The organism is Micromonospora endolithica, from assembly GCF_003626595.1.
Lineage (GTDB): Bacteria > Actinomycetota > Actinomycetes > Mycobacteriales > Micromonosporaceae > Micromonospora > Micromonospora endolithica.
This window is the reverse complement of record NZ_RBAK01000001.1, coordinates 50684-76187: the sequence shown is the minus strand read 5'-3', so window position 1 is coordinate 76187 and position 25504 is coordinate 50684. Positions and strand designations below refer to the sequence as shown.

General features: G+C 66.8%; 20 protein-coding genes and 1 pseudogene. 13 read left to right on the top strand and 8 right to left on the bottom strand.

The features are described from left to right. Nucleotides 1-78: 78 nt before the first annotated feature. The 3 genes from D7223_RS00280 to D7223_RS00270 all read right to left on the bottom strand — a co-directional run bounded on the left by D7223_RS00280 (nucleotide 79) and on the right by D7223_RS00270 (nucleotide 1300). Nucleotides 79-747: a DUF3105 domain-containing protein gene (locus tag D7223_RS00280; RefSeq protein ID WP_238161381.1), complete on the bottom strand. Its 669-nt coding sequence runs from the start codon at nucleotides 745-747 to the stop codon at nucleotides 79-81. 139 nt (nucleotides 748-886) lie between these two features. Continuing rightward, a complete protein-coding gene (locus tag D7223_RS00275) occupies nucleotides 887-1087 on the bottom strand; it encodes a hypothetical protein (protein ID WP_120723558.1) in 201 nt (66 codons plus the stop codon). Nucleotides 1088-1093: 6 nt separating this feature from the next. Further along, nucleotides 1094-1300 carry a hypothetical protein gene (locus D7223_RS00270; protein WP_147252463.1) on the bottom strand — a complete coding sequence of 69 codons (207 nt, stop codon included), beginning with the start codon at nucleotides 1298-1300 and terminating at the stop codon, nucleotides 1094-1096. Nucleotides 1301-1507: 207 nt separating this feature from the next. Between D7223_RS00270 and D7223_RS00265 the strand changes: the two genes are divergently transcribed. From D7223_RS00265 to D7223_RS00225, 9 genes are all read left to right on the top strand, one after another. Then, a complete protein-coding gene (locus D7223_RS00265; protein ID WP_120723554.1) occupies nucleotides 1508-2704 on the top strand; it encodes a sulfite exporter TauE/SafE family protein in 1197 nt (398 codons plus the stop codon). 22 nt (nucleotides 2705-2726) lie between these two features. Next, nucleotides 2727-2954 carry a heavy-metal-associated domain-containing protein gene (locus D7223_RS00260; protein WP_120723552.1) on the top strand — a complete coding sequence of 76 codons (228 nt, stop codon included), beginning with the start codon at nucleotides 2727-2729 and terminating at the stop codon, nucleotides 2952-2954. After that, nucleotides 2951-3427: a DUF2752 domain-containing protein gene (locus D7223_RS00255; RefSeq protein ID WP_238161379.1), complete on the top strand. Its 477-nt coding sequence runs from the start codon at nucleotides 2951-2953 to the stop codon at nucleotides 3425-3427. Before D7223_RS00260 ends, D7223_RS00255 begins: the two co-directional genes overlap by 4 nt. Nucleotides 3428-3579: 152 nt before the next feature. After that, on the top strand, nucleotides 3580-5883 hold the full coding sequence (locus D7223_RS00250; RefSeq protein WP_120723548.1) for a heavy metal translocating P-type ATPase: 2304 nt from the start codon (nucleotides 3580-3582) through the stop codon (nucleotides 5881-5883). A gap of 140 nt (nucleotides 5884-6023) precedes the next feature. Continuing rightward, on the top strand, nucleotides 6024-6281 hold the full coding sequence (locus D7223_RS00245; RefSeq protein ID WP_186832195.1) for an SHOCT domain-containing protein: 258 nt from the start codon (nucleotides 6024-6026) through the stop codon (nucleotides 6279-6281). 59 nt (nucleotides 6282-6340) lie between these two features. After that, on the top strand, nucleotides 6341-7144 hold the full coding sequence (locus tag D7223_RS00240) for an MFS transporter (RefSeq protein ID WP_120723546.1): 804 nt from the start codon (nucleotides 6341-6343) through the stop codon (nucleotides 7142-7144). 23 nt (nucleotides 7145-7167) lie between these two features. Next, nucleotides 7168-7947, top strand: coding sequence for a transposase family protein (locus D7223_RS00235; RefSeq protein ID WP_120723544.1), 780 nt, complete (start codon nucleotides 7168-7170; stop codon nucleotides 7945-7947). A 579-nt stretch (nucleotides 7948-8526) separates the two neighbouring features. Further along, nucleotides 8527-10356 carry an ATP-dependent nuclease gene (locus tag D7223_RS00230; RefSeq protein ID WP_120723542.1) on the top strand — a complete coding sequence of 610 codons (1830 nt, stop codon included), beginning with the start codon at nucleotides 8527-8529 and terminating at the stop codon, nucleotides 10354-10356. Continuing rightward, entirely contained in the window at nucleotides 10332-12212 is a 1881-nt protein-coding gene (locus D7223_RS00225; RefSeq protein WP_120723540.1) for a UvrD-helicase domain-containing protein, read from the top strand. Before D7223_RS00230 ends, D7223_RS00225 begins: the two co-directional genes overlap by 25 nt. A gap of 226 nt (nucleotides 12213-12438) precedes the next feature. Here the strand turns inward: D7223_RS00225 and D7223_RS32640 are convergent, their stop codons facing one another. Beyond that, nucleotides 12439-12576 (bottom strand): hypothetical protein, encoded by a 138-nt coding sequence (locus D7223_RS32640; protein WP_158610800.1) that lies wholly within the window; start codon nucleotides 12574-12576, stop codon nucleotides 12439-12441. 717 nt (nucleotides 12577-13293) lie between these two features. On the opposite strand from D7223_RS32640, the gene D7223_RS00220 reads away from it, so the two are divergent. Both D7223_RS00220 and D7223_RS32385 read left to right on the top strand, forming a co-directional pair. Beyond that, nucleotides 13294-15105: a hypothetical protein gene (locus D7223_RS00220; RefSeq protein ID WP_147252464.1), complete on the top strand. Its 1812-nt coding sequence runs from the start codon at nucleotides 13294-13296 to the stop codon at nucleotides 15103-15105. Then, nucleotides 15102-16208 carry an RNA-binding domain-containing protein gene (locus D7223_RS32385; protein WP_147252465.1) on the top strand — a complete coding sequence of 369 codons (1107 nt, stop codon included), beginning with the start codon at nucleotides 15102-15104 and terminating at the stop codon, nucleotides 16206-16208. The genes D7223_RS00220 and D7223_RS32385 overlap by 4 nt, the downstream gene beginning before the upstream one ends. A gap of 821 nt (nucleotides 16209-17029) precedes the next feature. Here the strand turns inward: D7223_RS32385 and D7223_RS00210 are convergent. The 4 genes and pseudogenes from D7223_RS00210 to D7223_RS00200 form a co-directional block, all read right to left on the bottom strand. After that, complete coding sequence (locus D7223_RS00210; protein WP_272948661.1) at nucleotides 17030-18547, bottom strand: recombinase family protein; 1518 nt, start codon at nucleotides 18545-18547, stop codon at nucleotides 17030-17032. Between the two features lie 511 nt (nucleotides 18548-19058). Beyond that, nucleotides 19059-20042 (bottom strand): hypothetical protein, encoded by a 984-nt coding sequence (locus tag D7223_RS00205; RefSeq protein ID WP_147252466.1) that lies wholly within the window; start codon nucleotides 20040-20042, stop codon nucleotides 19059-19061. A 2-nt stretch (nucleotides 20043-20044) separates the two neighbouring features. Then, nucleotides 20045-20377: a hypothetical protein gene (locus tag D7223_RS32380; protein WP_147252467.1), complete on the bottom strand. Its 333-nt coding sequence runs from the start codon at nucleotides 20375-20377 to the stop codon at nucleotides 20045-20047. 246 nt (nucleotides 20378-20623) lie between these two features. Beyond that, nucleotides 20624-21118 (bottom strand): annotated as a pseudogene (locus tag D7223_RS00200) (transposase); the annotation flags it as partial. Nucleotides 21119-21473: 355 nt separating this feature from the next. Here D7223_RS00200 and D7223_RS32635 point away from each other — a divergent pair. Then, nucleotides 21474-21875 (top strand): hypothetical protein, encoded by a 402-nt coding sequence (locus D7223_RS32635; protein ID WP_158610799.1) that lies wholly within the window; start codon nucleotides 21474-21476, stop codon nucleotides 21873-21875. After that, entirely contained in the window at nucleotides 21872-25405 is a 3534-nt protein-coding gene (locus tag D7223_RS00190) for an ATP-binding protein (protein WP_120723526.1), read from the top strand. Before D7223_RS32635 ends, D7223_RS00190 begins: the two co-directional genes overlap by 4 nt. Nucleotides 25406-25504: the final 99 nt, after the last annotated feature.

The window sequence follows — 25504 nt, the reverse complement described above, 5'->3', positions numbered from 1 at the left end:
GCTCTCCCTGTTCGGCGTTTTCAGGTGCGGGGGGTCTGAGCGGGGTGTGTGGCCACGCCGGTGAATGAGAGTGCTGGGTCATCCTCCGGGCGTGTTGTGCGGGGTGGTGCCGGTGGCGGTGACCCCGTTCGAGCAGGGCGCGCCCGGCTCCGGTGCGGCCTTGATCCGGAAGTCCTTGATGAACTGGTCGACGCGTGGGTCGGTGGCGGTGTCGAGCTTGAGCTGGTAGCCCCACGCCTGCAGGGAGATCGGCCGGTCCAGTCCGGGGAAGGGCGACATGAACAGGTAAGGCGTGCCGCGGACCTTGCCGGCGAGGGTCTCGATCTGGTCGGCAGGCAGATCCGGTCGGTAGGTGATCCACACGGCGCCGTGTTCGAGGCTGTGTACCGCGTTTTCGTTCGCGATCGCTGCCGGGTACACGTCGCCGATGCAGTCCTGCCAGATCGGGTTGTGATCGCCACCCACCGGCGGGCTCACCGGGTAGGCGACGGCGCCCCTGACGTGGTTGCGGGTGAGCATCTTCGGGTCGCTGGCCCGGTAGTTGGTCAGCCCGGCGATGTTCGTCCCAGCCGGCTGCCCGCCATCGCCGCGGGTGACCGCGTATATGGCGTAGCCGATGATGGCGACGGCGAGGACGCCTACCGCGACGAACGTCGCGATCAGCGCTGGCGAACGGCCCCCAGCCACTGCTTTCGCCACGGGGCGGCGCGGCTTCGGCCTGGCGCCTGATCGGTTGGGTTTCGCCATGGCTACCTGACCCCACATCCCTCATGCGTGGCCCCGCCGCGCAACCGGGCCAACTGTTCGCTGCTCGTGTTCTGCGGCTTCTCGTGCCGTGTGCACGGACACACCGGAGGCGTCTCGGCGGTGGCGAGCGTCAGGTCGGTCATGCCGTCGCGCCCGTTCCTGTGGATGCCTGCTGGCCGGCGCGCAGGGTCGCGACCTCAGCCCGCAGGGCGGCGATCTCCTCCTGGCTACCGGGCTGCAGCGCAGCGCTGGTGTGGTTGCCCCGCATCATCATCCACATCATCGCGCTCATCATGAGCGGGCAGACGAGAATGGGCAGCAGGTAGACGAGCTTCTCCATGGCGGGTCACTTCCTGTCGTGAGTGAGGTTGCGGCGGTCGAGGGCGCGGCGCAGCGCCCGTTCGGAAGGCCGGCCGAAGGTGAACGGCGCTCCGTCGAGAGAGATGCCGGGAGCGAACAGCACCCCGGCTTGGGTGGCGAGCAGGCTGCCCTGTTCGCTGCCGAGGGCGATCTCCTCCACCACCACCCCGGCAAGCAGGGAGGTGGCTGACACCGGCCTGACCAGCAGATCTCCCACGGCGGATACCCCCAGCAGCCGACCTCCTAAACTCCTTAGGAGATTAGGAGGTAATGTGGCGAGCGTCCACCGAAGGAGGTGCCTGTTGGTCCGCAGACCTCACGCGACCGCGCCGCCTGTCGCCGCTCCGCGCCACCGTCGGCCCCGGGCGGACCGGCATCTAACCAACCGAAGGGATCACCTGTGAATCTGGGTGCTGTACTGGTCACCGGCCTGTTCGCCGGTGGCGTCTCCTGCGCCGCCGTACAGGGCGGGCTGCTCACCGGCCTGGTCACCCGCCAACGCAACGCCGCACCGGCGGCTCAGCGCGGGGCGGGCGCCGCCCAGCGACCCGCGTCAGCAAAGTCGTCCGGGAAGGCGCCCGGCAGGACCGCACCGCCGGCTCGCAAACCGCAGCAGCAGTGGCGTGCCCGCACCATCGAACCTCGGAAGCCGCTGGGCCTGCGCGCGGTGGCCGGGCTGCGCACGCTCCGGGCCCAGGCAGGTGACGACTTCGCCCCCGTCGGGGCGTTCCTGGGCGGCAAGCTCGTCTCCCACACCCTGCTGGGTGCGCTGCTCGGCGCGGTCGGCGGCGCGGCACAACTGTCCCCGACGGTGCGGGTGTGGACCCAGCTGGCCGCCGGGGCGCTGATCATCGCGTTCGGGCTGGCCCAACTCGGTGTCCCCGGGTTCAGGAAGTTCACGCTCGAGCCCCCGGCGGCCTGGATGCGGTTCGTACGCGGCCGGGCCCGGTCCCAGGCCGCTGTCGCCCCCGCCCTGCTCGGCTTCTTCACCATTCTCGTCCCGTGCGGGATCACCCTGTCCGTGGAAGCCCTCGCGTTGACCTCCGGCTCCGCGCTGTCCGGCGCCGCCACCATGGCCGTGTTCGTCATCGGCACCAGCCCACTGTTCGCGATCCTCGGCTACGCCGCCCGCAGGGCAGCCGCCGCCTGGCAGGGCCGCCTCGCGGCCCTGACCGGCCTGGTCGTGCTCGGTATGGGCCTGTACACGCTCAACGGTGGCCTGACCCTCGCCGACTCCCCGCTGGCCGCCCGCAACCTGCCCCAGACCGTCGGCGTCCAGGCCCCGCCGCCGGTCACCGACCCGGCCGTGGTGCACCTGGCCGCCGACGGCCGGCAGGAAGTCATCGTGACCGTACGCGACACCTCCTACAGCCCGAAGAACATCGCCGTCCGTGCCGGCGTGCCCACCACGCTCGTCATGCGCTCCGACGGCGTCGTCGGGTGCACCAGCTATTTCGTGATCCCCTCGCTGGACAAGCAGTTGGCCCTGCCGCAAAGCGGTGACACCCCCATCGACCTCGGCGTTCTGCAACCCGGCACGTTGCACTACACCTGCTCCATGGGCATGTACAGCGGCCAACTCACCATCACCCCCTGACAGGAAGGACAGGAGCCTCACCATGGGACAGACAGTCACCCGCACGTTCACCGTCGAGGGCATGCACTGCGCCAGCTGCGGCATGCTCATCGACGACGCCCTCGAAGACCTCGACGGCGTCACCTCCTCGGCGACAAGCCTGCGCGCCGGCCAGGCGAGGGTGGACCTGGACCCGGACCGGTGCACCCCCGACGACGTGATCGCCGCCATCGCCGAGGCCGGCTACACCGCCCGGCTGGCCCCGCAATGAGCAGCCTCGCGGGCGCGGCGGGGATGCCTGCGGCGCCGGACCGTCCGCGCGGCTGGGTACGGTTCGCGCCGCTGTGGGCGCTGTCCGTGCCGGCCGCCTGGTTCGGCTACGTCCTCGCGTTCAACCCCACCGACCGTGTCGGCGACCCGTCCGGGCGCTGCCTGTGGCACATGGCCTTCGGCATCGACGGGCCCACCTGCGGCATCACCCGAATGACCTGGTACCTGCTACACGGCGACATCATCGACGCCGCCCGCATGCACCTCGCCGCCCTCGCCCTGGTCCCGGTCGGCGCCTACGTGTGGCTGTGGTGGATCGCCAGCTGGGTGTTCGGCAAGCAGCTACCCACGCCACGCATCAGCCGGCGCACCGCGATCGGCATCGCCATCGCGTTCGTCGTCTACTCGGTGGTACTGCGCAACCTGCCCTGGGCGCCGTTCACCTGGTTCTACGTGCCGGACCTGACGGCCTGACGACCCTCGGCACCCACACCCGAGCAAACAGACGAGATCGACTAGCCATGGACCCAGACGCCGCCCGGAACAACCCGACAAGCCATCGATGGGTGAAGCGCGCCGCCTCATTCACCGCCACCGCGGGCTGACCCCAGATCGAGGAGATACACATGACGTCGCAGACCACCGGGCCCGCACTGCCGGCCGCCACCGGCCTGATCGAGCTGCAGATCGGTGGCATGACCTGCGCCTCCTGCGCGGCCCGGATCGAGAAGAAACTCAACAAGCTCGACGGCGTCAGCGCCACCGTCAACTACGCCACCGAGAAGGCACGAGTCCAGTTCCCGCCACAGCTTAGCCCGGCCGACCTCATCGCCACCGTCGAGCAGACCGGCTACACCGCGCACGTCCCGCAACCACCCTCGCCCACCCCGGCTACGGCCCCCGACGCCGAAGAAGACAACCTTCGGCGGCTGCGACAGCGGCTGTGGGTCAGCGTCGCCCTCGCCGTCCCTGTGGTGGTGTTGGCCATGGTGCCGACATGGCAGTTCACCAACTGGCAGTGGCTCTCGGCGATCCTGGCCGCACCGGTCGTCGTCTACGGCGGCTGGCCGTTCCACAAGGCCGCCTGGACGAACCTGCGTCACGGCGCGGCCACCATGGACACCCTCATCTCCGTCGGCACCCTGGCCGCATTCGCCTGGTCGATGTACGCGCTGTTCCTCGGTGACGCCGGCCAGCCTGGGATGACGCACCCCTTCACCTTCACCATCGAACGCGGCTCCGGCACCGACAACATCTACCTGGAGGTGGCCGCCGCGGTCACCGCGGCCATCCTCGCCGGCCGCTTCTTCGAGGCCCGCGCCAAACGCCGCGCCGGCGCCGCACTGCGGGCCCTGCTGGAACTGGGCGCCAAGGACGTCGCCGTGCTGCGTAACGGACGGGAGGAGCGCATCCCCACCGACCAGCTCGCGGTCGGGGACCGGTTCGTGGTCCGACCCGGCGAAAAGATCGCCACCGACGGGGTTGTCGACGAGGGCGCCTCCGCGGTCGACCAGAGCATGCTCACCGGCGAGTCCGTACCCGTCGAGGTCGGCCCCGGCGATGTGGTGGTGGGTGCCACCGTCAACGCCGGCGGCCGGCTCATCGTTCGGGCCACCCGCATCGGCGCCGACACCCAGCTCGCTCAGATGGCCAAGCTGGTCGAGGACGCGCAGAACGGCAAAGCGCAGGTGCAGCGCCTCGCCGACCGGGTCTCCGGCGTCTTCGTACCCGTCGTCATCGTCCTGGCCCTTGGCACTCTCGGCTTCTGGCTCGGCACCGGAGAGCCGGCCGGTGCGGCGTTCACCGCCGCGGTCGCCGTCCTCATCATCGCCTGCCCCTGCGCCCTCGGCCTGGCCACGCCGACCGCGCTGCTGGTCGGCACCGGCCGCGGCGCCCAGCTCGGCATCCTCATCAAGGGCCCCGAGGTGCTGGAATCCACCCGCCGGATCGACACCGTCGTGCTGGACAAGACCGGCACCGTCACCACCGGCCGGATGGCCCTCACCGGCCTCGTCACCGACGACGGTGTCGAGGAGGCCGAGGCGCTGCGCATCGCGGGCGCGCTCGAGCACGCCTCCGAGCACCCCATCGCCAAGGCCATCGCCGCGGCGGCAATCGACCGGGTCGGCCAGCTGCCGGCCGTCACCGACTTCACCAACCTGGAAGGGCTCGGCGTATCCGGGATCGTCGACCAGCGGGCCGTCCTCGTGGGCCGGCCACGGCTGCTCACCGACCACGGCCACGAACTGCCGGCTACCCTCGCGCAGGCCATCGATGCAGCGCAGGCCGCCGGTAAGACCGCCGTGGTGGCCGGCTGGGACGGCGTCGTACGCGCGGTGCTGATCGTCGCGGACGAGGTGAAACCGACCAGCCGTGAGGCGATCGCGCAACTGCGGGCGCTTGGCCTGACCCCGGTGCTGCTCACCGGCGACAACGAGACCGTGGCCCGGACCGTGGCTGCCGACGTCGGCATCACCGCGCACGCGCCGGGCGGCGAAGGAGCCGGGCAGGTGATCGCCGAGGTGCTGCCGGCGGACAAGGTCGAGGTGATCAAGCGGTTGCAGGCCGACGGCAAGGTGGTGGCGATGGTCGGCGACGGCGTCAACGACGCCGCCGCCCTCGCCCAAGCCGACCTCGGACTCGCCATGGGCACCGGCACCGACGCGGCGATAGAAGCCTCGGACCTGACGCTCGTCCGTGGTGACCTGCGAGTTGCCGCCGACGCGATCCGGCTGTCCCGACGCACCCTGGGCACCATCAAGGGCAACCTGTTCTGGGCGTTCGCCTACAACATCGCCGCCCTGCCACTAGCCGCCGCCGGCCTGCTCAACCCCATGATCGCCGGTGCCGTCATGGCCTTCAGCTCAGTCTTCGTCGTCTCCAACAGCCTGCGGCTACGTACCTTCCAGCCACATGCTTCCCAGGGGTAGCGGCGGCGAGGGGCGCGGCATGCGCGGGCTGCCGTACGGATCAGACCCGGGCGAGGCGTGGCACGGGCTGCTCAGCGACATTCAACCGGCTGGAAATCCGGCTGCTGGAGGTAGTTATGTGTAGGAACGGGACGGGCCCGATGATGGCGTTCATGGGCCTCGCAACCCTGGCCGTGCTGGCCGCCATGGTCGTTGGCGTGATCTGGCTCGCCCGCCGCAGTTCCTTCGCAGGTCGTAGTGAGCAGGGTGAAAAGGGGGAGGATGTGTTACGCCGCCGCTATGCTGCCGGCGAAATTGGCGACGACGAGTACCGCCAGCGCCTAGCAACGCTGCGCGGCCGTCCCACCGAACCCGGCCCTGCCGACACGACGGACCGGAAAGGCAACCCACAGCCATGACAGCAGGAAGGCACGCCGCCTCCCGAGGCTCGGTCGGCTAAATCAGGCGTGACTGAGACCTGCTGCGAGCCTCGTACCCCTCGGCGGGCGGGGGTACGAGGCAGACCGCAGCCTGGGTCAGACGGCAACGACGGCCATCTGGGTGCAAGAGTCTCGGCTTCGCCAGCACTATCTTCATTCCCCTGGCCGGTCTCCTGGCCGCGCACCTCGGCTGGCGCGGCGCGCTCCTCGCCCTCGCCGTCATCCATGGTCTGGTCACCGTGCCGCTGCAGGCACTCACCATCCGCCGACCGCGCACATCAGCGGCACCAGCACCTACTGACTCCAACCCGCCGGCCCACGCCCAGCGTCGCGCGATCGTCAATTCCGCGATGCGCAATGCCCGATTCTGGATCCTGACCGCAACGTTCATCGCGCATGGCACCGCAACCAGCACCATGACCGTCCACCTCGTCGGCTACCTGATCAGCCGCAGCCACCCCGCCACCGCCACAGGCCTGCTCGGCGTCCTGTCGGTCACCGGCCGGCTCGTCCTCACCGCCGCCCGCCGACAGCTGCGCGTCACCACGATCGTGGCCGCCGTCTTCGCCACCCAAGCCGCCGCCATCCTCACGATGCCCCTACTCGCCGGCAGCCGCACCGGCGCTGTCATCACCGACGGTGGCTTTAGGCTCGGCTTTGGCGTCACCAGCCTCGCCACCCCAGCCCTGCTCGCGGACCGTTACGGCACCACCGCCTACGCGAGCGTCGCCGGACGCCTTGCCGCCCCCGTCACCATCGCCAAAGCCACCGCACCCCTTGCAGGCGCCGTTCTCCTGCACACCACTAAGGGACGTCTCGTAACCCCAGCGTTTGTCTGCTGAGGACGATCATCGAGGATGTCTGGGTGCAGGTGATCACCGCGAGGCACTCGGAGTGGATCTTCCCGTTCACTGGGCTGCAGCCCGCCCAGTTCCGTCGGCTGGTCCGGCTAGTCGCCGAGCGTGGTGGTGACGTGATCGCTGATGGTCGGCCGGGCCGGCAGTGGGCTCTCGACTTGGCCGACCGGGTGTTGCTGGTGGCCGCGTACTGGCGGACGAACCTGACGATGCGCCAGATCGGCCTGTTGTTCGGGGTGTCGCACTCCGCCGCTCACCGGGTCATCGACACCCTCGGCCCGCTGCTGGCCTTGGCCCCGGTTCGCCGGCGCCGGGTCGACCAGATCGCGATCGTCGACGGCACCCTCATCCCGACCCGGGACCACCGCCTGGCCGCCCCGAGCAAGAACTACCGCTACTCAACGAACCTACAGGTCGCCATCGACGCCCACACCCGCCTTGTGGTGGCCCTCGGTGACCCGCAACCGGGCAACCGCAACGACACGATCGTCTACCGGACCAGCGGCATCGACCAGAAGTTGGCCGGACGGCCGGTCATGGCCGACGGCGCCTACCGCGGCAACCCTGAAGTGATCATCCCGTACCGCAAGCCAGCCGACGGCAGCGAGCTACCCGAGTGGAAGGCAGACCTGAACAAACAACACCGCACTGTGCGAGCGCAGGTGGAACACGCCCTGGCCAGGATGAAGTGCTTCAAGATTCTGCGCGATTACCGTCGCGCCGCCCACACATTGACCGACGCTGCTTCCGGCATCGCCCATCTCCACAACATCATCCTCGCCGGCTGAGCCGTCAGCCCGGGCGAGGCAACGCCTTCAGTGAGTTACGAGACGTCATTTAGTGGATACACACCGCTGCTCGCCGCGGTCGCCACCTGCTGCGCGCTCGCCGCCATCGGCATGACCACCCGAGTGAACACCGTCGCACCACGACCTTTCACCGTCCAGACCTGAGACACCAAAACCGTTCGCAGCCACACCGACCTCCGCCACCGTGCAGGTGGCCGTCGACCGGCCCACCACGTCGCACCCGTCATCGACGGAAACCGACAAGCCGCCAGAGCGATACGACACCGGCCACCGCTCCCCGCACTCCCGGCCGCTCCAACGATCGGGAGCAATCGGGTCTTCTCGCCAAACGACCACCGTGCCTGCCTCGATTTTTGAGCACCGTGACCAACAGGCCTCGCCTGATGAACAACTCGCCGCAGTCCATGGCTACTCCGGTGAGTCCCAGTCGGCCGTCCTCCGCCGTCAATTGCGAGACCGCCAGAACATCTTGGCCAATGGTCACGGGCGAGTACGTCGAAACCACCCCGCTGTCACGGCTATCCTCCCGGCCTGCAGGTGTGATGGGAGGGGAAAGCGATGTACCTCGCGGAGTTGGAGCTAGTCGGATTCCGTGCGTTTACCAAGGCCCGAGTTCCATTACGACGCGGCGTGACCGTGTTGCTGGGGGAGAACAGCGCGGGGAAGTCGGGCGGAATGGACGCACTGCGGCTGGTGACGGACCCTCTTGATGGCCGGCGTTCGCTCTGGGCTGACCCTGACGATGTGTGCCGTACCGGGGAACACGCCGGCTTCACGCTCCGAATGAAGCTGCGAGGCACCCTGGCGGAACTCGCCCCCTATAGCGACGCGTTCACGTCATCGGCGGCCATGTCTGGTGAGGCCGAAGCGTGCTACGCGCTCACCTACGAGCCACCCGGTGCCGCAGAGGCGCGGGGCAGGACGAGTTGGACGGCCGGCAGCGGCGCGGTGGCCGACGACCCTGATCCCGGCGCGCGAAACCGGCTACGCCACGTCTACCTGCCACCGTTGCGCGACGCCATCCGCGAACTGGGATCGGCCGGCACGTCCCGAATCCGGGCGATCATAGCGCGCCTGTTAGACGACGAAACCTTCGTTGATGAGCGTGGAGATCGCCACGATCGTGAGCGTTTCCAGACCGCGGTCGGTGACCAATTGCGGAACATTGAGGCTAATCCGGTCCTTCAGAGGGCGGCGCAGATGGTTAATGAACCCCTTGCTGAGCTAACCAGTGGCGCACATGAGCAGGTCACCGATCTTGGCTACGGGCGGGCGGACCTTGCCAGTCTGGTGAAAGGGCTGCGGATACGCATGGCGGACGCGGGGGTGGTGCCTCGTGAGCTGGCCGAGTCCGGGATGGGCTATGCGAACCTCGCCTACATCGCGACCGTACTGACCCACCTGCATGCGGCGGCCCAGGCGGACCTGACGCTGCTGCTCCTCGAGGAACCAGAGGCACACCTGCATCCACAGCTGCAGGCGGTCCTGCTGGACTACCTCTCCCGTACCGCACATAACTCTCAGCAGGCGCCCGGCAACGGTTGGCTGGGCCGCATCCAGGTTGTGGTCACCACCCACGCGCCGCTCTTGGCGGCACACACTGACGTGGCGGACATCGTGGTGCTGCAAAGGCGCCCGGTCAGCCCGGGTGAGTCTAGCCCCGTCGACCTCTCTGCCCGGAACATGCCGGTCAGGTTCACCGCGTCGGCGGTCGCCGTCGCCGAGCTCGGCCTGCCGCCCAGCGACGAAGCGCGCGTGAACCGCTATCTCGACGCCACCCGCAGCAGCATGCTGTTCGGCCCCCGCACCATCCTGGTCGAAGGGATCGCCGAGGCTATCCTGCTGCCCGCGATGGCGAGAACACTGTTCAGCGGACGAGATTGGACGCGCTTCGTCGGCTCCACAATCGTCGCGATCGACGGTGTGGACTTCGCTCCCTACCTGCGGATGCTGCTCACCATGACACCGTCGGGCCGCATCGCCGAGCGCGTGGTTGTGCTCACCGACACTGACCCCGGCAAGCGCCATGACCCCCTCGGAAAGCTCCACCGCCTGATCGGAAGCCTCAACGCCACCGACGTCGCCACCGTTTTCGCCGCGCCCAGCACGCTGGAACCAGAACTTCTCGAAGCGGGCAACGCTGGTTTCTGGCCCGCCTGGGCCGCGCAGCGCCCGACAGCCGGCCGGAAGGTCAAAGCCAAGGTCGACGCCGCTGCCGATGCCGACGAACGAGCCCGCATCCTGATCGCCGCCATGAAGAAGACCAAGCTGCGCAAAGGCGACTTCGCGCAGGACTTCCTCGACCGCACCATGAGCGGCAACCATCCGTTGCAGGTGCCGCCCTACATCCGGGAGGCGCTGACATGGCTGGTGGCAATACCGTCATGACCGCATCGGCCACCGCCATCGCGGACGACTTGCACCAGCGTCGAGCGTCAGCTATCGCCCAACAGGACACCGTCGTGGCCACTGCCGCACCCCGCGCGGTCCTCGCCTGTCCGGGCGCCGGTAAGACCCGCACCATCGTGGAGCGACACTGCACCACGCCCCGCAACCAACCGACCGGCCGAGCCATCACCTCCTTCACTAAGGTGGCGGCAGCGCAGATCCGTGCCCGGGCTCACGAACTCAACCGTCCCGACCTGCTGCAACACCCGAACGCCATCATGACTCTGGACGGGTTCTTCTGGCGATTCCTCGTCCGCCCCTTCCTACCCCCACCTGACATGACCAACCAGCGCCCGTTCCGACGGCTCGAAAGTTGGCGAGACGCACCCCGCCAACTGCGGCAGATCGAATACTGGTCCGACAAGACCCGCCAGCAGTTCGACCTCGCCGACTTCCAGTTCCGCTATCCCGGCGGGAACTCAGCACCGATCGCAACCCTGAGCGGTGCTCCTCGCTTCGAGGGTGGGCGCCGACACCTCAGCGACGACCAAATCGCCGCCGTCTGTCGATTAGCTGAGCAGCGGCGAACCGAACTAGCCAACACCCACCGGCTCTTCACCGGCGAGGAGGTCCGCCGCCAGGCCGGCGTCAATCTCGCAATGCGGAAAGAGCTTCTGGCGCACACCCTTCCCACCCGGTTTACCGAGCTGATCATCGACGAGGCGCAGGACTGCTCCGACGTCGACGTCGACATCTTGCGGGGCATCCAACTGCTCGGACTGCCCACACTCATCATCGGCGACCCGGACCAAGCCATCTACGGCTTCCGCAACCCGGGCACGCCAGCGATCACCCGACTGCTCCACCACGCCGAAACCATCGAGCTAACCGGCAACTGGCGCTCATCAACCACCATCTGCCAACTCGCCGCAACCATGCGCACCGACCCGCGCAGACACGTGCCTGATAACGCACTGGCCGACCACCACGACAGCGACCTGCCGGTCCACCTCATCGCGCTGGACAAGGGCAAAGAGCTCGCAGTGTTCGACACCATCGCGACCAACGCCGACATCGCCCCAGCCGACCGGCTCATCCTGGCCCACGGTGCGGCGACCCTTCCCGGGCTCGGCGGTCGTGCTCGGCGGCCACCGTCCAGCCCAGTCGAATCACTCATCTGGGCCGTCGGCGTTCTGCGTCAACCATCCTCAGACCAACGCACCCGGACCCTCGCCGAGCAGACTCTCCAAGCCACACTGGTGCGGTACTGGATGCCCGACGCCGATAGCACCGCAGCAAGCGACCGACACGCTGTCTATGGCATCGACCCGCACCATCTCCGTCGCCTGGCCGCCACCGCACTACACGAACTGCCCGAGCTGTCCCTGTCCGCCGCTGATTGGTGTGCCGCAGCCCGCCGCACCTTCGACACACTGTCGCCGGCTCCTGGACGAACGACGCCTGCCGGCATCGCCATCACCTCTCCTCGGGGCAGAGGCACCAGGCCCGCGAGCGCGGTCGCCAAACTTCCCGCGACCCCCGGCGGTCTTCCCGCAACACGGGCCGATACCGTGCACCAGGTCAAGGGCGAGGAAGCTGACGCCGTTCTCATGCTGGTACCTGACGAGGACCGGACGACCCGGATGCTCGCCTTGTGGATCGAGGGCAGAGCGCTACCACCGCTTGCCAACAGCACTTCACCTGATACGGCAGAAGCGCTCCGGGTCCTCTATGTCGCCGTCACCCGCGCCCGACGGCTTGTTGCGCTCGGACTTCCCGCCGCCCACATTCCGGAGGTCGCCCGACACCTAACGAGCCGCAACGTGCCCGTCGTCGTGACCGCGTTGGACATCTGATGGCTCACCGCTTGGGTACGCAGGCGCAAGATCATTTCGTCCTCGACGCTCAGTCGCGCCAGGCGATGATCATTGTTACCCCCAGTGACAGCGGCCGGCATCAGGTGGGCAGCCGAGGGTAAACTGCCCCTGCCGGTGAGCGCCCGCACGCTTCAAGCATGCTGATAAGAGGCCCCGGACTGGCCCTGACGCCCGAGGCGGTGCCAGGACCAGCGCCAACAGGGAGCTAGTTCTCGACGCCGCTCGGTGACCGTCGACCGGAAGGTGTGCGGCGGCTAGTGATCGCGATGGTGAGGTTCGTGAGGGCGGCAGCGAAGGCGAGAAAATTGCTGGTGGCCTGGATGACGTCGAGCCACTGCTGCATGGGGAACTCCTTACGTGGTGAGGGCCAGTCGGCTCCTTGGCGGACGAGTCCCAGTGCAGCCGGGGTGTGAGCCCTCCGGCGATGGCGTCGGAGGATCCCGGAGGTGGCGCCGCCGGGCGCGGGCGGATGACCTGGGCGGCCATAGCGGTAAGCGACCGGCTACTACTCTGTCCGTCGGAGGCCGGTGCCAACTGTCGGACAGTAAGCGGATTGGTGGAAACTAGGGTGGATCGATCAAGCTCCGTACCAGGAGTTGATCCGTCCCGGGTAAACACCCTGGCCGAGTTGGCTACTTGCTTGGATGGGCTCCGTCGCCGCAGGGACCTGTCGTACGAGGCCATCGAGCGCGAGTCGAGGAAACTGCGGTCGCGCCCAGGTGAATCGCTTTGGGAAGTCCTGGGCAAAAGCACCGTTGGAGAGATCGTCAACGGCAAACGTTTGCCCAGTAAGGACAAGCTGCGGACCTACCTGGCAGTCTGCCGAGTCGCGCCGGCTGACCTCGCTCAATGGCTGGCGGCGTGGGAGCGTGCGCGCACCGCTGATCTCGCCCAACCCGCCGGTGCGATACGGGCACGGGAAGCGTTACCCCGGCGGCTCGGCGTTCACGCCGCGATCCGGGCCGAGGTCGCTCCCGACGAGCTACCCATGTATATCCCTCGCGATGTCGACCCCCAGCTGAGAGCGGCGTTGGCCGCGGGCGTCCAACAGGGGTGTTTCGTGCTGCTGGTGGGTGGATCATCGGTGGGAAAGACGCGGACCCTCTATGAAGCCGTCCGGAATACCGTTCCGGAGTGGTGGCTCGTCCATCCGGCTGACTCGGAGGAGATCCGGGCCCTTGCTGCGGCGCCCACCGCCCGTACCGTGGTCTGGCTGGACGAAATGCAGAGGTACCTTGCCCGCGACACTGGCCTAACCGCCGGCACGGCACGCGCCCTGCTCCAAGCCGGAGCGGTGGTGGTCGGCACCATGTGGCCCGATGAGTACGCCACCCGCATCGCCCCGTGCCGGCCTGGAGATGATGACTACCACGCTTCCGGTCGGGAACTTCTTGATCTTGCTCATGTCATTGACGTCGCACCTGCGTTCAGCGGTGCGGAGCGCCGGCGGGCGCAGGAGTTAGCTGACATCGATGGGCGCATCGGGGAGGCTCTCGACAACACTGACGCCGGCGTAACCCAGGTGTTGGCTGCGGGACCAGAGCTGCTTCGCTGGTGGGAACAAGCCGCGAATCCCTACGGCCAGGCTGTTATCTCAGCTGCAGTGGATGCGCGGCGCCTGGGCGTGGGCGCTCCGCTGACGCGTGAGCTTCTCGCTGATGCTGTCCCGGGGTATCTAACCTCCGCCCAGCGGGCCACCGCCGCGAATGATTGGCTGGATCACGCCCTGGACTACGCCACCACAGTGCTGCGTGGTGCCGCGTCCGCCCTCAGGCCGGTCGACGACGGCACCATGGGTGGGATCAGCGGATACATCGCGGCCGACTACCTGCTGCACCGCGGTCGCCGCACCCGACGGACCCTTTGCCCACCCGCCTCTGCATGGCAGGCCCTGGTGGACCACATCGATGACCACGATGTGCTGGCACAGCTAGAGGCCAACGCCGACGGCCGGATGCTGTACCGCTACACCCGGCCCATCCTTCAACGGCTGGCGGACGCCGGCAACCGTGGTGCCGAGATCCAGATACGAATAGATCGAGGCGACCTCGAAGGCGCGATCGCTGAGGCGCGGGAATGGGACCTCGAAGGCGAACCGGACGCTTCGGATTTCCTGATCTGGGCCCTGAAAAACCGAGGCTATATCGACGCCGCCGCCTCCGAATTGCGAACCCGAAACCACTGGGGCTCCAGGTTCGAAATCGTTGCCCTGCTATCGAACAACGACAGACTTGACGAGCTGAAGGAGCTGGCGGAGGCAGGCGACGAGTACGCGGCCCGAAGGCTCGCCTTCCAGCTCGCACGCCGCGGCCGCCCCGAAGAAGCCCTTGCCCTGGTACGCCCCCAGGCTGATGCCACCCCACCCAACGCATGGGCCGCTGCCTGGGTAGTCGAGTGCCTCGCACTGCTCGACCGTCTAGACGAACTCCAAAGACGAGCGGACGCTGGGGATGAGTATGCCGAGCTTCGACTGCTCGCCCGGCGCGGCCACCTAGATGAGCTTCGCGTGCGCGTTGCCGCCGGCGAGGCGTACGAGGGAATTATCCTTACGGCGCTGCTCGACCTCGGCCACGTTGACGACGCATTAGCCGAGCTGCAACGACACATTGAAGAAAACTACGATAACGGCGGAGACATCGATCCTGCCGAGCAGCTCGCCGAATTACTGGCCACACACGGCCTCCTCGATGAACTCAAGGACGAGCTTTGCGCGGGCAACCGCTGTGCAGGCAAGTGGCTAGCCAACCTGCTGACTGACCACGGGCAAGTCGAACAGGCAAACCAACTGCGACGCTTCGGCCTCAACCCCGACCGCACGATAGCCGGCCCCGACTCCCGCGATACGCGCTTTCGTGCGACCCTGCCCGCGTGACTCCCACTGTCCGACGTGATCCTCGGGGATACACGTGGTACTTCGGCGACCACCGTCGTTCATTCAATGGTGCCGACTCCCTCATCATCAAGGGCCATGATCTCAGGGCGGCGACCGCAACAGACCTTGCCCGGGCCCTGCGCAAGGCCCGCCAACGCGGCGACGAACCCGATGCTGTGCTCATCGACCTTGCTCCCGACGACGAGTACTCCCCCAAAGAGGCTGTCGTCGACGCGATCTCCTTCTCTCTGCTCGACGACAGCCGCCTCGCGGTCAGGTGCACACTCCTCGACGAGAGATACATCGATGACGACAGGCAGCTCCACGACATCGTCGCGCCGCTGATCACCCCACTGATGCAACGCCTGAGAGCCCAACTGGTCGAGACACGGGCGGACGCCTACCGGTCCACCGCCCCCTACTGCCATGAAGTTGTTATCACAACCTCTACCCGCGGCAAGACTCTGTATCAGCTTTACAAAATTGCCGAAAGCGTCACGCGGCTTTTCGATGCAGCTACCTCTGGGCGCGTAACTCGCGAAACCATCGTCGACCTGATAACCGGTGGCCGAGCCGACCTACTGATTGGTCTTCCTGAAGGGGCATGGCTTGACGTCAAGTCACAGCACTACGACTTGACAACGGATCGGGGGAAGATTTCGCTAGCCGAAGCGGTCAGCCGGTTCGCAAACGCCGAAGACGGCGGAATTGTCGTCGTAGGAATGGACACTAAACGGATCCCAGGCGGCGAGATCGTCAAGTCCGTTAAGCCCGTGCCCATCGATACAGCAACGGCACGACGCTATCGTCAAACTATCGAGAACCGCATCTTCCCGTTCCCCGTCGCCCTCAACATCCACACCGTGGAAACAAGTAATGGGTGCGGACTAGTCGTCATTTCGATTCCACCTCAACATGAGGAATTGAAACCCTTTTTGGTTCACGGGGCTATAGTCGAAGGCCGCATCGAGGGCGCCTACATCAGTATCGTGCGTCGTAGCGGCGAGGACTCCATACCCATCACCGCACAGCAAATCCACGGAACTCTCGCCGCAGGGCGCGCGCTTCTGCGTCGAGGTTGGATTCCTCCAACCTCCCCTTAATGCATTTAGCGGCATTGCGGGACAATTGCTCTCCGCGAAGTCGGGGCGACGGCCTTTCTCGTAAGCGAGCGAGGTTGTGTGGGCTGGTGCGCGCCTTAGGCGTTCGGATTCGGGTGCCCGAACCTGCCACTAGTGCTCGCTGACATGGAAGTGTGCGGAGATGCCCTGCTGAATGCGAGCAGCGCTCGCCTTCACCGAGCACGAACGGGGGGCAGCACTGTGGCGCGTCGCGGACGGCCGCAACTTGGGCACCCGGAGGGGGGCTTACAAAGCTTGGTTCATTCTCGTGGTAAAACGATGTCCGCTTTGCGGGAAAGTTCGATCAAGGCGAGGTGCATCGCCTCAGCTGGGCAACCGACGGACACCAGCTGGCAACCATCAGCGACGACCACCTGCTCTACATATGGCGCACTTGAGACGGACAGTCGCTCGGCGTGCTCGCCACACCTGACCGGATAGTGCGCAGCCTGTCATGGCAAGACGCCCTCATCGTTGCCTACGACGATGGCACGATAATGATTTGGGACGTATGCGGTTACCCTGCGCAGGCTTCGGTCGGACGCGGTGAACCTGTGCGGTCAGCGCTGAAGAACGCGAAAGATGCGGCTTGTAGTCAACGGCAACTGAGTGAGATTTCAGCAGGCCATAAGGGGCGCGATCAACTCGGCTGCACGTTCAGCTCGCTCAGTCGATGACGGAGCGAGCCGGCTGAAAGCTTTGGCCCTATGCGTCCAGGCTCGTGAGCTGGTAAGTTAAATGCATGAACACCCACGCTAAGCGTGGATGCTCTAAATATGTGTTCAGCTCCCCCCTCGGACACATTATTTCCCCCCGAAGCGTGATTCCTCTTCGCGTTTCGAGCGATCCCCGTCCCGTTGGGCGGGGATCTTTGCTGTGCGGGTCAGGACGCTCGTCGGGGCGGTGAGCGGGAAGACCGCCGTGTCGGTTTCGATGGTCCAGGCTTCGTGGTCACACACGATGATCATGTTGTTGAGCCGCAGGTAGCCGGCGACGCTGTCTGGATCCTGGTCGCGCATCGCCGGGTGATGCCTACGCAGGCAGCTGTCGTGTTGAATCCTGTCCAGGAGATGGTCCTCTCGGACGTAGAGGGTCTTCTGTCGTCTCGATGAGGAGGGGCTGGTGCTGGTGTTGGCGTGTCGGCATCGGTAGCCGGCGCGGTCGTGGACCCAGTGGGAGTCCATGATCCGGCTGCACACGCCGCAGCAGATCACTCCGGCCAACACGTAGCAGCGGGGGATGCCGTCGGCTGGGGTCGGCGCGGTATGGATTGCCTGGACGGCGACGAAGTGTTCTTCGCTGACCAGCGGAGTATGCGCGATCTCGCGGGAGATGACCCAGTCGGTGGAGGCGCTCCACCGTTGAATCTCGTGGTGTCGATCGAAGGTTCCCTCGTCAGGGAGGGCATCACGGTCGGTGCGTTGACGGTTCCAGACCTGCCGCCCGGTGTAACGGGGGTTGGCCAGGATCGCCGCGACAGTGGTGAGCATCCATTGGCGGCCGCTGCGGTGGGGGTTACGCGCTGGGTCGGCGCCGGACGGGCACAGGACGCCGTTGTCGTTGAGGGCGCGAGCGATGCTGGCCACGCTCCGGCCAGCGAGCCGCTGCTCGAAGATCCAGCGGACGTGGGGTGCGGTGGCAGAATCGGGCTCCAAGCGGTGCAGGCGTCGTCCCCAGGCGGCGTGGGCGCGGTTCGGATGAGGCCCGGCGTCGGCGAGCCGGTAGCCGTAGGGTGGCCGGCCGCCAAGGTGTCGGCCCTGCAACTCTGCCTGAGCGCGCATGGCCGCGGTGGTGCGATGCCGGGCCCAGGACACCTCCCGCTGGGAGTGCACACCCAGCAGGTCCAGCAGCGCCAGCTGTCGGGGGTTGTCGAAGTCCACCGGCCCGTAGGTTTCCGGCAGCCACAACTGCACGCCATGCCTGAGCAAGGTGGGAGTCAACTGTTCAAGCTGTTGGCCGTGGAAGGCGCGTTCGTATTCCCCGACGACGACTGCGTCGAACCCACGTGCCGAGTCCATCACGGCGTCGAGCAGCCGTGACGCCTGCGGCCGGTCCGGCCAGGGCACCCGGCGGGAGACGCCCTCGTCGAAGAACTCCACCACGATTCGGCCATGACCGGCGACCAGGTCGCGGGCGTAGTCGCGCTGCCACCGGCACGACGACGCCCGATCCTGAAAGCCGACGGTGGACATCCGTCCATAGAACGCGAACCGCAGCCCATCCGCAGCCGGAGTGAACCGTTTTGGCCGTAGCTTCCGTTGCGCGGCGGCCCAGGACGAAAGAGTGCTCCGTCCCGGTTCTGCCGTCGCCCTCGTCGCCATAGGACCTCCACGATCGGTGCGTCTACCCCGTCCTGGTTCCCACACCCAGAGTAAGGGGCCTCGGACGACTCGTGCAGATCGGTCACCCTTTCGGGTGATATGGATGGTCTCTAGCAGGTGCCGCTCATCCACAGCGCCATGCGGCGCAGCGCGGCAACAAAGCTAGTCGTCGGCACGTGGTGTGCTGGTTCAGCAACGCGGCAGCAACCATTGGCTCCCTGCGGATGGGGGTTCCGACATCTGGCCAAGGCGGCACTCGGCGTCGTTGAGATCCGGCCCCATGGGGGACACAATCCGCACGGTGTTGTCGGCTGGCTCGTTGACTGGGATTCCGGCCTGGGTCAGGCCAACCACAACCACCATCCGACCCAGTTGAGCCAGGAAACGTGCTTTAGCACCGCGCTGGGCGTCCGCAGTTGCCAACCTCCACCCACTGGCCACACCGCCTGTCGACTGACAGTCGGGAAGGTGTCGACGACGTATCGTTCCCCCTAGTTGGCGACGAACGGACCTAGACCGTGGTCGTGTCCTTGATCTGGAGGACGACTGGCCCTGTGGCGGTCGGCGCGATCAAAGCTTCATAGATGGGATTCCGGTTATCAGTCCTCGCGGTTCCGAGCCACGTGTAGCGCACCGACAACTGGTACGTGCCCTTGACGCGGTAGATCCCGAACTGCGGGTCAAAGGTGGCGCGGGCGGTCAGTAGGGGATCACCCGTGACGGCCCATTTGATCTTCTCGGCGCCCGAAGGTGGACTCCACTCCGGGCATCCGGCCGGCATGGCCGACTTCGCGCTGCGGACGCATCGTGTGAACGCCTCGCTCAGCTTCTCCGCCGCTGGCTCCCATGCCACCTTGGGATCTTCTTTCGACACCTCGGGGTCACCTATGGCCGAATGCTCCTTGATTTCTTGGACGTCAAGCTTGCCGTCGGCCCACTTCACCTTGGCCCAGTACTTCGCTGGCGTCACGACGCGACGCGCCTCCTTTGAGGCCGTGTAGTCGGCCGTCACGATGACGGTTCCAAGCATGTCGAAGCGGCTCTCTACCTCGGTGTATTGGATGACCGGAGCTTCGAGCGGGTTGCCGTAGAAGGCCCATCGGACCTCGGAGACATCTGATGTGTCGGCGATGGATTGCGGGCAGTTGGCGGGAGTTGCAGACGTCGACTTCGCGCACCTCAGGAGCCAGTCGCTTGCGGCCGCGATGACGGCCTCCTGCTTCACTTCAGCTGGCCAGGGATCCGATGTCATCGGGAAGGGCTCATTTCCGCCGAAGATGAAGTAGCCCAAGACGGCAAGGGCGACAACCACGCCCAGTCCACCACCGCCTGCGGCTGCTGCCGTCCCGTGGCCCGAGCTGGATTCCGCTACCTCAGGCTCGCTTCGCTCGGCATCAGGTTTGGCTCCGAAATGGTTGTTGTAGACGGGCCCTTCGTAGTAGTTCCCCTTGACATTGGCCTGACGTTCCCCAAAGCCGTTTTGCTGGTCTACCACCCTCACCTGCCCTCGCGATCGCCATGGCCTCGCTCGAAGTAGTTTCCTGCGACGTTGACCTGACGTTGCCCACCAAACCCGATCTGGTTGACGGTGGGAGCCGGCTTCGTCGGGCTGCTCGGGACATCCCGATCTTGAGCGCCTGAAGAGGGCGCTGAATTGCTGGCGCTGCGAGTCGTCAAGACCACGCCGATGATCGCGACCGGCAATGCGATGATATTTGCCCAGGCTGCAGCGCCATCGAGGCTGCCACTGAAGATCATCACTAGCGAGACGATGATCAACAGGCATAGCGCGCCAGCGGTCAGGTGTCTTTTGGGCACGACGTCCATCATGGATGACGGGACCTTCCTCGCGGAAGCGCCAATCAGGAATGTCCTTGATCTGCCACTGCCCGGGCGACCTGCTGTGGGCATGCCTGCTGTTAATCAACGGGCGTCGACCGGCGGTGAGCAGCCGGCGCATCTGACAAAGCGGCTGGCGATGTCGAGCCGGGGGCTGGATCGGCTCCCACCGCTTCGACCCCGCAGGGCGGCGTGCCTCAGAGGTCGTCGGATTCACGTATTTGTGTGTGTTGTGGTTTAGTCGTCTCGCCAGGTTGGGGTGGTTTCGGTGGCGACGCGTTTGGCGAGGTTGTCGATCATGGCGATGGTGATCATGCTGGCGGAGTTGTCTGGCCGGGTTTCGTAGTCGCGGACGAGTCGCCGGTGGTGCATGAGCCAGCCGATGGTGCGTTCGACGACCCATCGGCGTTTGACCATGTTGAAGCCTTTGACCTGCGGGTCTTTGGTGACGATCTCGACGTCGACGCCGAGTGCGGCGCCGTGTTCGACGACGCGGTTCTTGAATCCGGCGTCGACCCAGGTCTTGGTCAGGGTGGGGTAGGCGGCGGTGGCCCGGTCGAGTAGGTCGGTGCCGATGGCGTTGTCGCTAGCGCTGGCGGCGGTGACGATGACGGCGAGGAGCAGGCCGAGGGTGTCGGTGATGATGCCGCGTTTGCGGCCGACGATCTTCTCGCCGGCGCCGGTGCGCTGTGTGGACAGTGGGACGTTGGTGGAGGTCTTCACGCTTTGGCTGGGCGATCGGCGTCGCTGCGGCTGTCAGCGCGCCGCAGCGGCAGGACCGAACAGCACGAAGTGGCTAAGGCGCTGCTTGCGCTGCAGAACCGCACCGACGCGCCCGAGTCGTGGACCCGCACCGACCGGCGCCGCCAGGCCCGCGACGCCGAACGCGCCCGCGCGGCCGCCCGCGACCGTGAACGGGCCGGCCCACCACTCAACGCCGCGGAGCTCGAACGGCCAGCCGCACTGCACAGGGGCCCGGAACGCCCGCTAGCCGGCGGCAGAGCGCAGGTCCACCTGCTAAACGGCTGGATGAGTATGCCGCTGGCATCATGGGGACATGAGGCTCGGGTTCAAGGTGGGCGCTGCGGTGTTCCTGGTCGCCGTCGGGGCGGTCGGCGCGGGATGGTTCCTGCTCGGCGAGGGACTCGACCGGGCGGAGAAATGGGTTTCAATCGTCGGCGTGTGCGTCTCAACGGCCCTGAGCGGCGGCGGATTGCTCCTTGGTTGGTTGACGTGGCGGCAGACCCGGGCGGTCAGCCACGCCACCCGGGCGGTGACCGCGCTGGGAGTCGGCGCCGTGGGCATCGGTGGAAGCAGCGGCGGCCAGATCCAAACCGACGTCTCGGGAGTGGCAAAATTGACCTCCCCGGCGCCCGGCGGGGGGGCTGGCGTTCATGCGGGCGGGCTGGGTTCGGTTGCTGTCGGCGGTGACAGCACCGCGCCGATCAGCACCCGAGTCACCGGACCGGACGCCCAGCGGCGGCCATGATCTTCTGGCGGCGCTGGCAGGCCGCTCCCGACACGCCGAAAGTTGTCCCGGTGGAGGCGTCTGGCCCCGGAGCGGTCGCGGTCGGTGGCGACAACAACGGAACCATCAACACCACGGTGATCATGCCGGGCAGCGGTCGTCCCAGCATCTGGCTCGAGACGGACCGGTTCTTCGGCCTGCACAGCGGCACCGGCCTGTACTCGCACGACTGGGCGTTGGTCGGGCGCGGGCCGGAACTGCATGGCCTGGTCGAGTGGCTCACCGGGGACGGGCCCACCGTCGCCCTGCTCAGCGGTCGAGGTGGGATCGGGAAATCCCGGCTGCTACGTGCCTTCGCTGATGTCGTGGCGAGGGAGCACGGCTATGTGGTGCGCTTTGTCGACCGGTCGGTGCTCGTGCAGTCTGAGGACGTTGAGGTGCTGCCCTCGGCGGACCGGCTCCTGGTAATCGTGGACGATGCCCACGAGTCGCTGGGTGTTGCCACCACGGTCGTCGGCATCCGTCACGAGCGGCCGACGGCGAGGATCCTGTTCGCGACGCGGCCCTACGGCGTGGATCACCTGCTGAGGGAGTTGCGCGGCGCCGGTATGCACCGCGTTGACGTGCCGCACTGGCGGCTGGAGGATCTGTCCTTCGCAGAGGCGGCCGCTCTCGCCGGCGCGGTGCTTGGGGCGGGGCACGACGAGGACGTGGCGCGCAGGCTCGCGGTGATCGGCCGTGACTGCCCGTTGATCATCGTGGTGGGTGGGGGACTTATTCGCCGAGGCAGGCTAGACGCCGGCCGTGTGACCAGCGATGACCTACTGCGGGACGAGGTGATGGCGGCCTTCGCGAAGGCGCTCACTACGGATACGGCGGTCGCCGACCCCGGCCTGCGGCGGGAGGTGCTGCACGCCATCGCGGCCTTGCAGCCCTTCCGGCTGAACGAGCAGGAGTTTCGGGCCGCAGCCAAGGTGCTGACCAGCAGGGCGTTCGATCAGATTTTGCCCGAGTTCCGTGAGTTGGAGAACGCTGGGGTCCTTTTGCGCAGGGAGAATGCGCTGCGGGTGGTGCCGGACCTGCTGGGTGACACTCTTCTCGCCGACGCCATCGTTGACATCCGCTCGGGCGTCGGCACAGGGTACCTCGAGCGCATCCTGCGGGTGGTCGACGGCGAGGCGCTTCTTCATCTGGTGCTCAACGCCAGTCGGGTGGACTGGAATGTCCGCCACGCGGCGCCGGCGTCGCGGCCCTCTCTAGTGGACGAGCTGTGGGACGCCCTGGTCGCGCGCTTCGACCGGACAGATTTCGACGACAAGTTGGCCCTGCTCCGGCGGCTGCGACGGGTGGTCTTCTATCAGGCAGCCGCGTTGCTGAGGATCTGCCAGCTCGCGTACGAGGACTGTAGGGCACCTGACGCCGATCCAGAGTGCCGGGACCGGATCAGGGCTGCACTGCCGCCCGTGCTGGAGAAGGCAGCGCTGGATCGGAAAACCTTCTCCGCTTCGGTCGATCTCCTTTGGAAACTGGCTGGGCAGGACGGGCGAACAGACCAGCGGCAGATAGATCATCCCGTCCAGGTCCTGCGAGACCTGGCCGAGTTCAAGCGGTGGAAGCCGCTGGAGTTCAACACCGGAATGGTCGACGCCGCGAAGCGGTGGATCGCGGCGAGCCCGGGCAGCAACCCCCGGGTCTCGCCGCTGGAGATTCTCCAGCCATTGCTGGCCACGGAGGTCGACGAGAAGGAGTCCGATGGGACCCAGGTGACTCTGAAACAGTTCCAGCTGGACCCCGTGGCGGTGTCGTCACTACGACGGCAGGTCGTCGACCTCGTTCTAGACGAACTGTGGTCGCCGGACCGCTGGGAAGCCGTCCGCGCCGCAGAGACCCTGCAGAAGGCGCTGCAGTACCCTCACGGGTTCTACGGATACACCGTTCCCGCGGAGCAGCGGGACGAGTGGACACCCGACTTCCTGGAAACGCTTGGCCTGCTCGGCGACCGTGTTGCCACCCGGCCGATCGACCCCGTTGTCGCGATCGCGGTCGGCAAGAGCCTCAGGTGGCACGCTCGTCATGCACCCGGCGTGACTAGGGCAGCAGCAAGATCGGTCCTGGACGCGCTCCCCGACTCTATCGAGTACGAGATCGCAGTGGCTCTGCACGATGGGTGGGGCGATCTGCTGGATGACGTGAACGACTTCCGCGAGGCGCAGCGGGTACTAGCCGAGAAGCTGGATTCCCTCGCGCGCCGGGTGCTGGCGAATACGTCGGAGGAAGCGTTGCTCGACGAGCTCGCCGGTGGCCTGCTGGCCGAGCAGGAGGCCGCATTGACCGGCCGGCAGGCGAATCCTGAGCCGTTCGCCCGTGCCCTGATGCGAAACCGGCCCTCGCTCGCGCAGGCTCTCGTGGCGTCGGTGATCCGCGAACCGGAAGGCCCGGTGGCATGCCTGCTTCCGGTTGCGGCACAGGAACTCCTGCTGAGTGATGCCGACGCTGGATGGGAAGCGGTGAGCAGGCTGCTGCGCTGCGATCATGTCACCCTCACTCGGCTGACTGCGAACGGCCTTAGCCGCTACCGCGGCCACCAAGGGCCGATGGATGCCCGGGAGCAGGCGACACTCCGCCAGCTGCTACACCACGAGGACGAGACAACCCGACGCCTGGCGTTGCAGGCGGTGCGGTGGATCGGCGAGTACGACCGGGCCAGCGCCGCGAACCTTGTCCTGTCGGTCTCTTTTCAGCACTCGCCGGCCGTGGCCAAGGAGGTGCTCTCCGCCTTCGGAGAGCACGGCTACCTGGCATACGGCGATGTCGACGCCGCCGACCGCGAACAGCTCCTCGCCGGAATAGCCGGATCGGCCACGATCGAGCAGTACGAGGTCCAAGACTTCCTGGCCGGCCTCTCGGCAGTGCAGCCCGAGGCGGTCATGCGGCTACTGAAGCGCCGGGCGAAGCCGGACGCGGAACCGCAGGCCGACGGGTATCGTGCCTTGCCGGCCGAATGGCAGGAGACTCTACGGTTCCGCGGTACCGTGCGCTTCCGCGATTTCCTGTGGGAGTCCCTGGACTGGGTCGCCGAGAACATCGACGACGCTAGCGTCGATGATTGTGGGGCGCTCTTCGCGGCGGTGGCGGTGACGTTCGACGACGACGTCCTGGAAACGCTGGACCGAGCGCTGGAAACCAACTCGATGCAGCACATCAGGGCACTCGGCGTAGTTCTGGAGCACGCGCAGCGTACGTTCGTCTGGGTGCACTCGGACTTCGTCGTCCGAGTCCTTCGCGCGGCGGAAGAGCACGGCGAACGTTGCCGCCGAGAAGTTCGCCGCGGCCTTCACCGCTCTGTGCGCAGCGGCGGATGGGGAGGCACGGTCGGTGAACCATTCCCCCAGGATGTCGAGCAGCGCGACCGGAGTCGCGCCGTTGCGGCAACACTGGCGGAGGGTTCGCCAGAGCGGGCGTTCTATGACGAACTGGTTGAAACAGCAGAGGCAGCCATCCGCTTGGAGGTCGACCATGACCGCCGCTTTCTCGAGCACCGTGACTGGTGAGATGCCCCGCTCCGGAGGTAGGGGTGGACGGCCCCTCCTGGGGAAACGTCTGAGACGGCGCGTGGTGTTTTGGCGAGCACTGACGTGCATACGAATTGA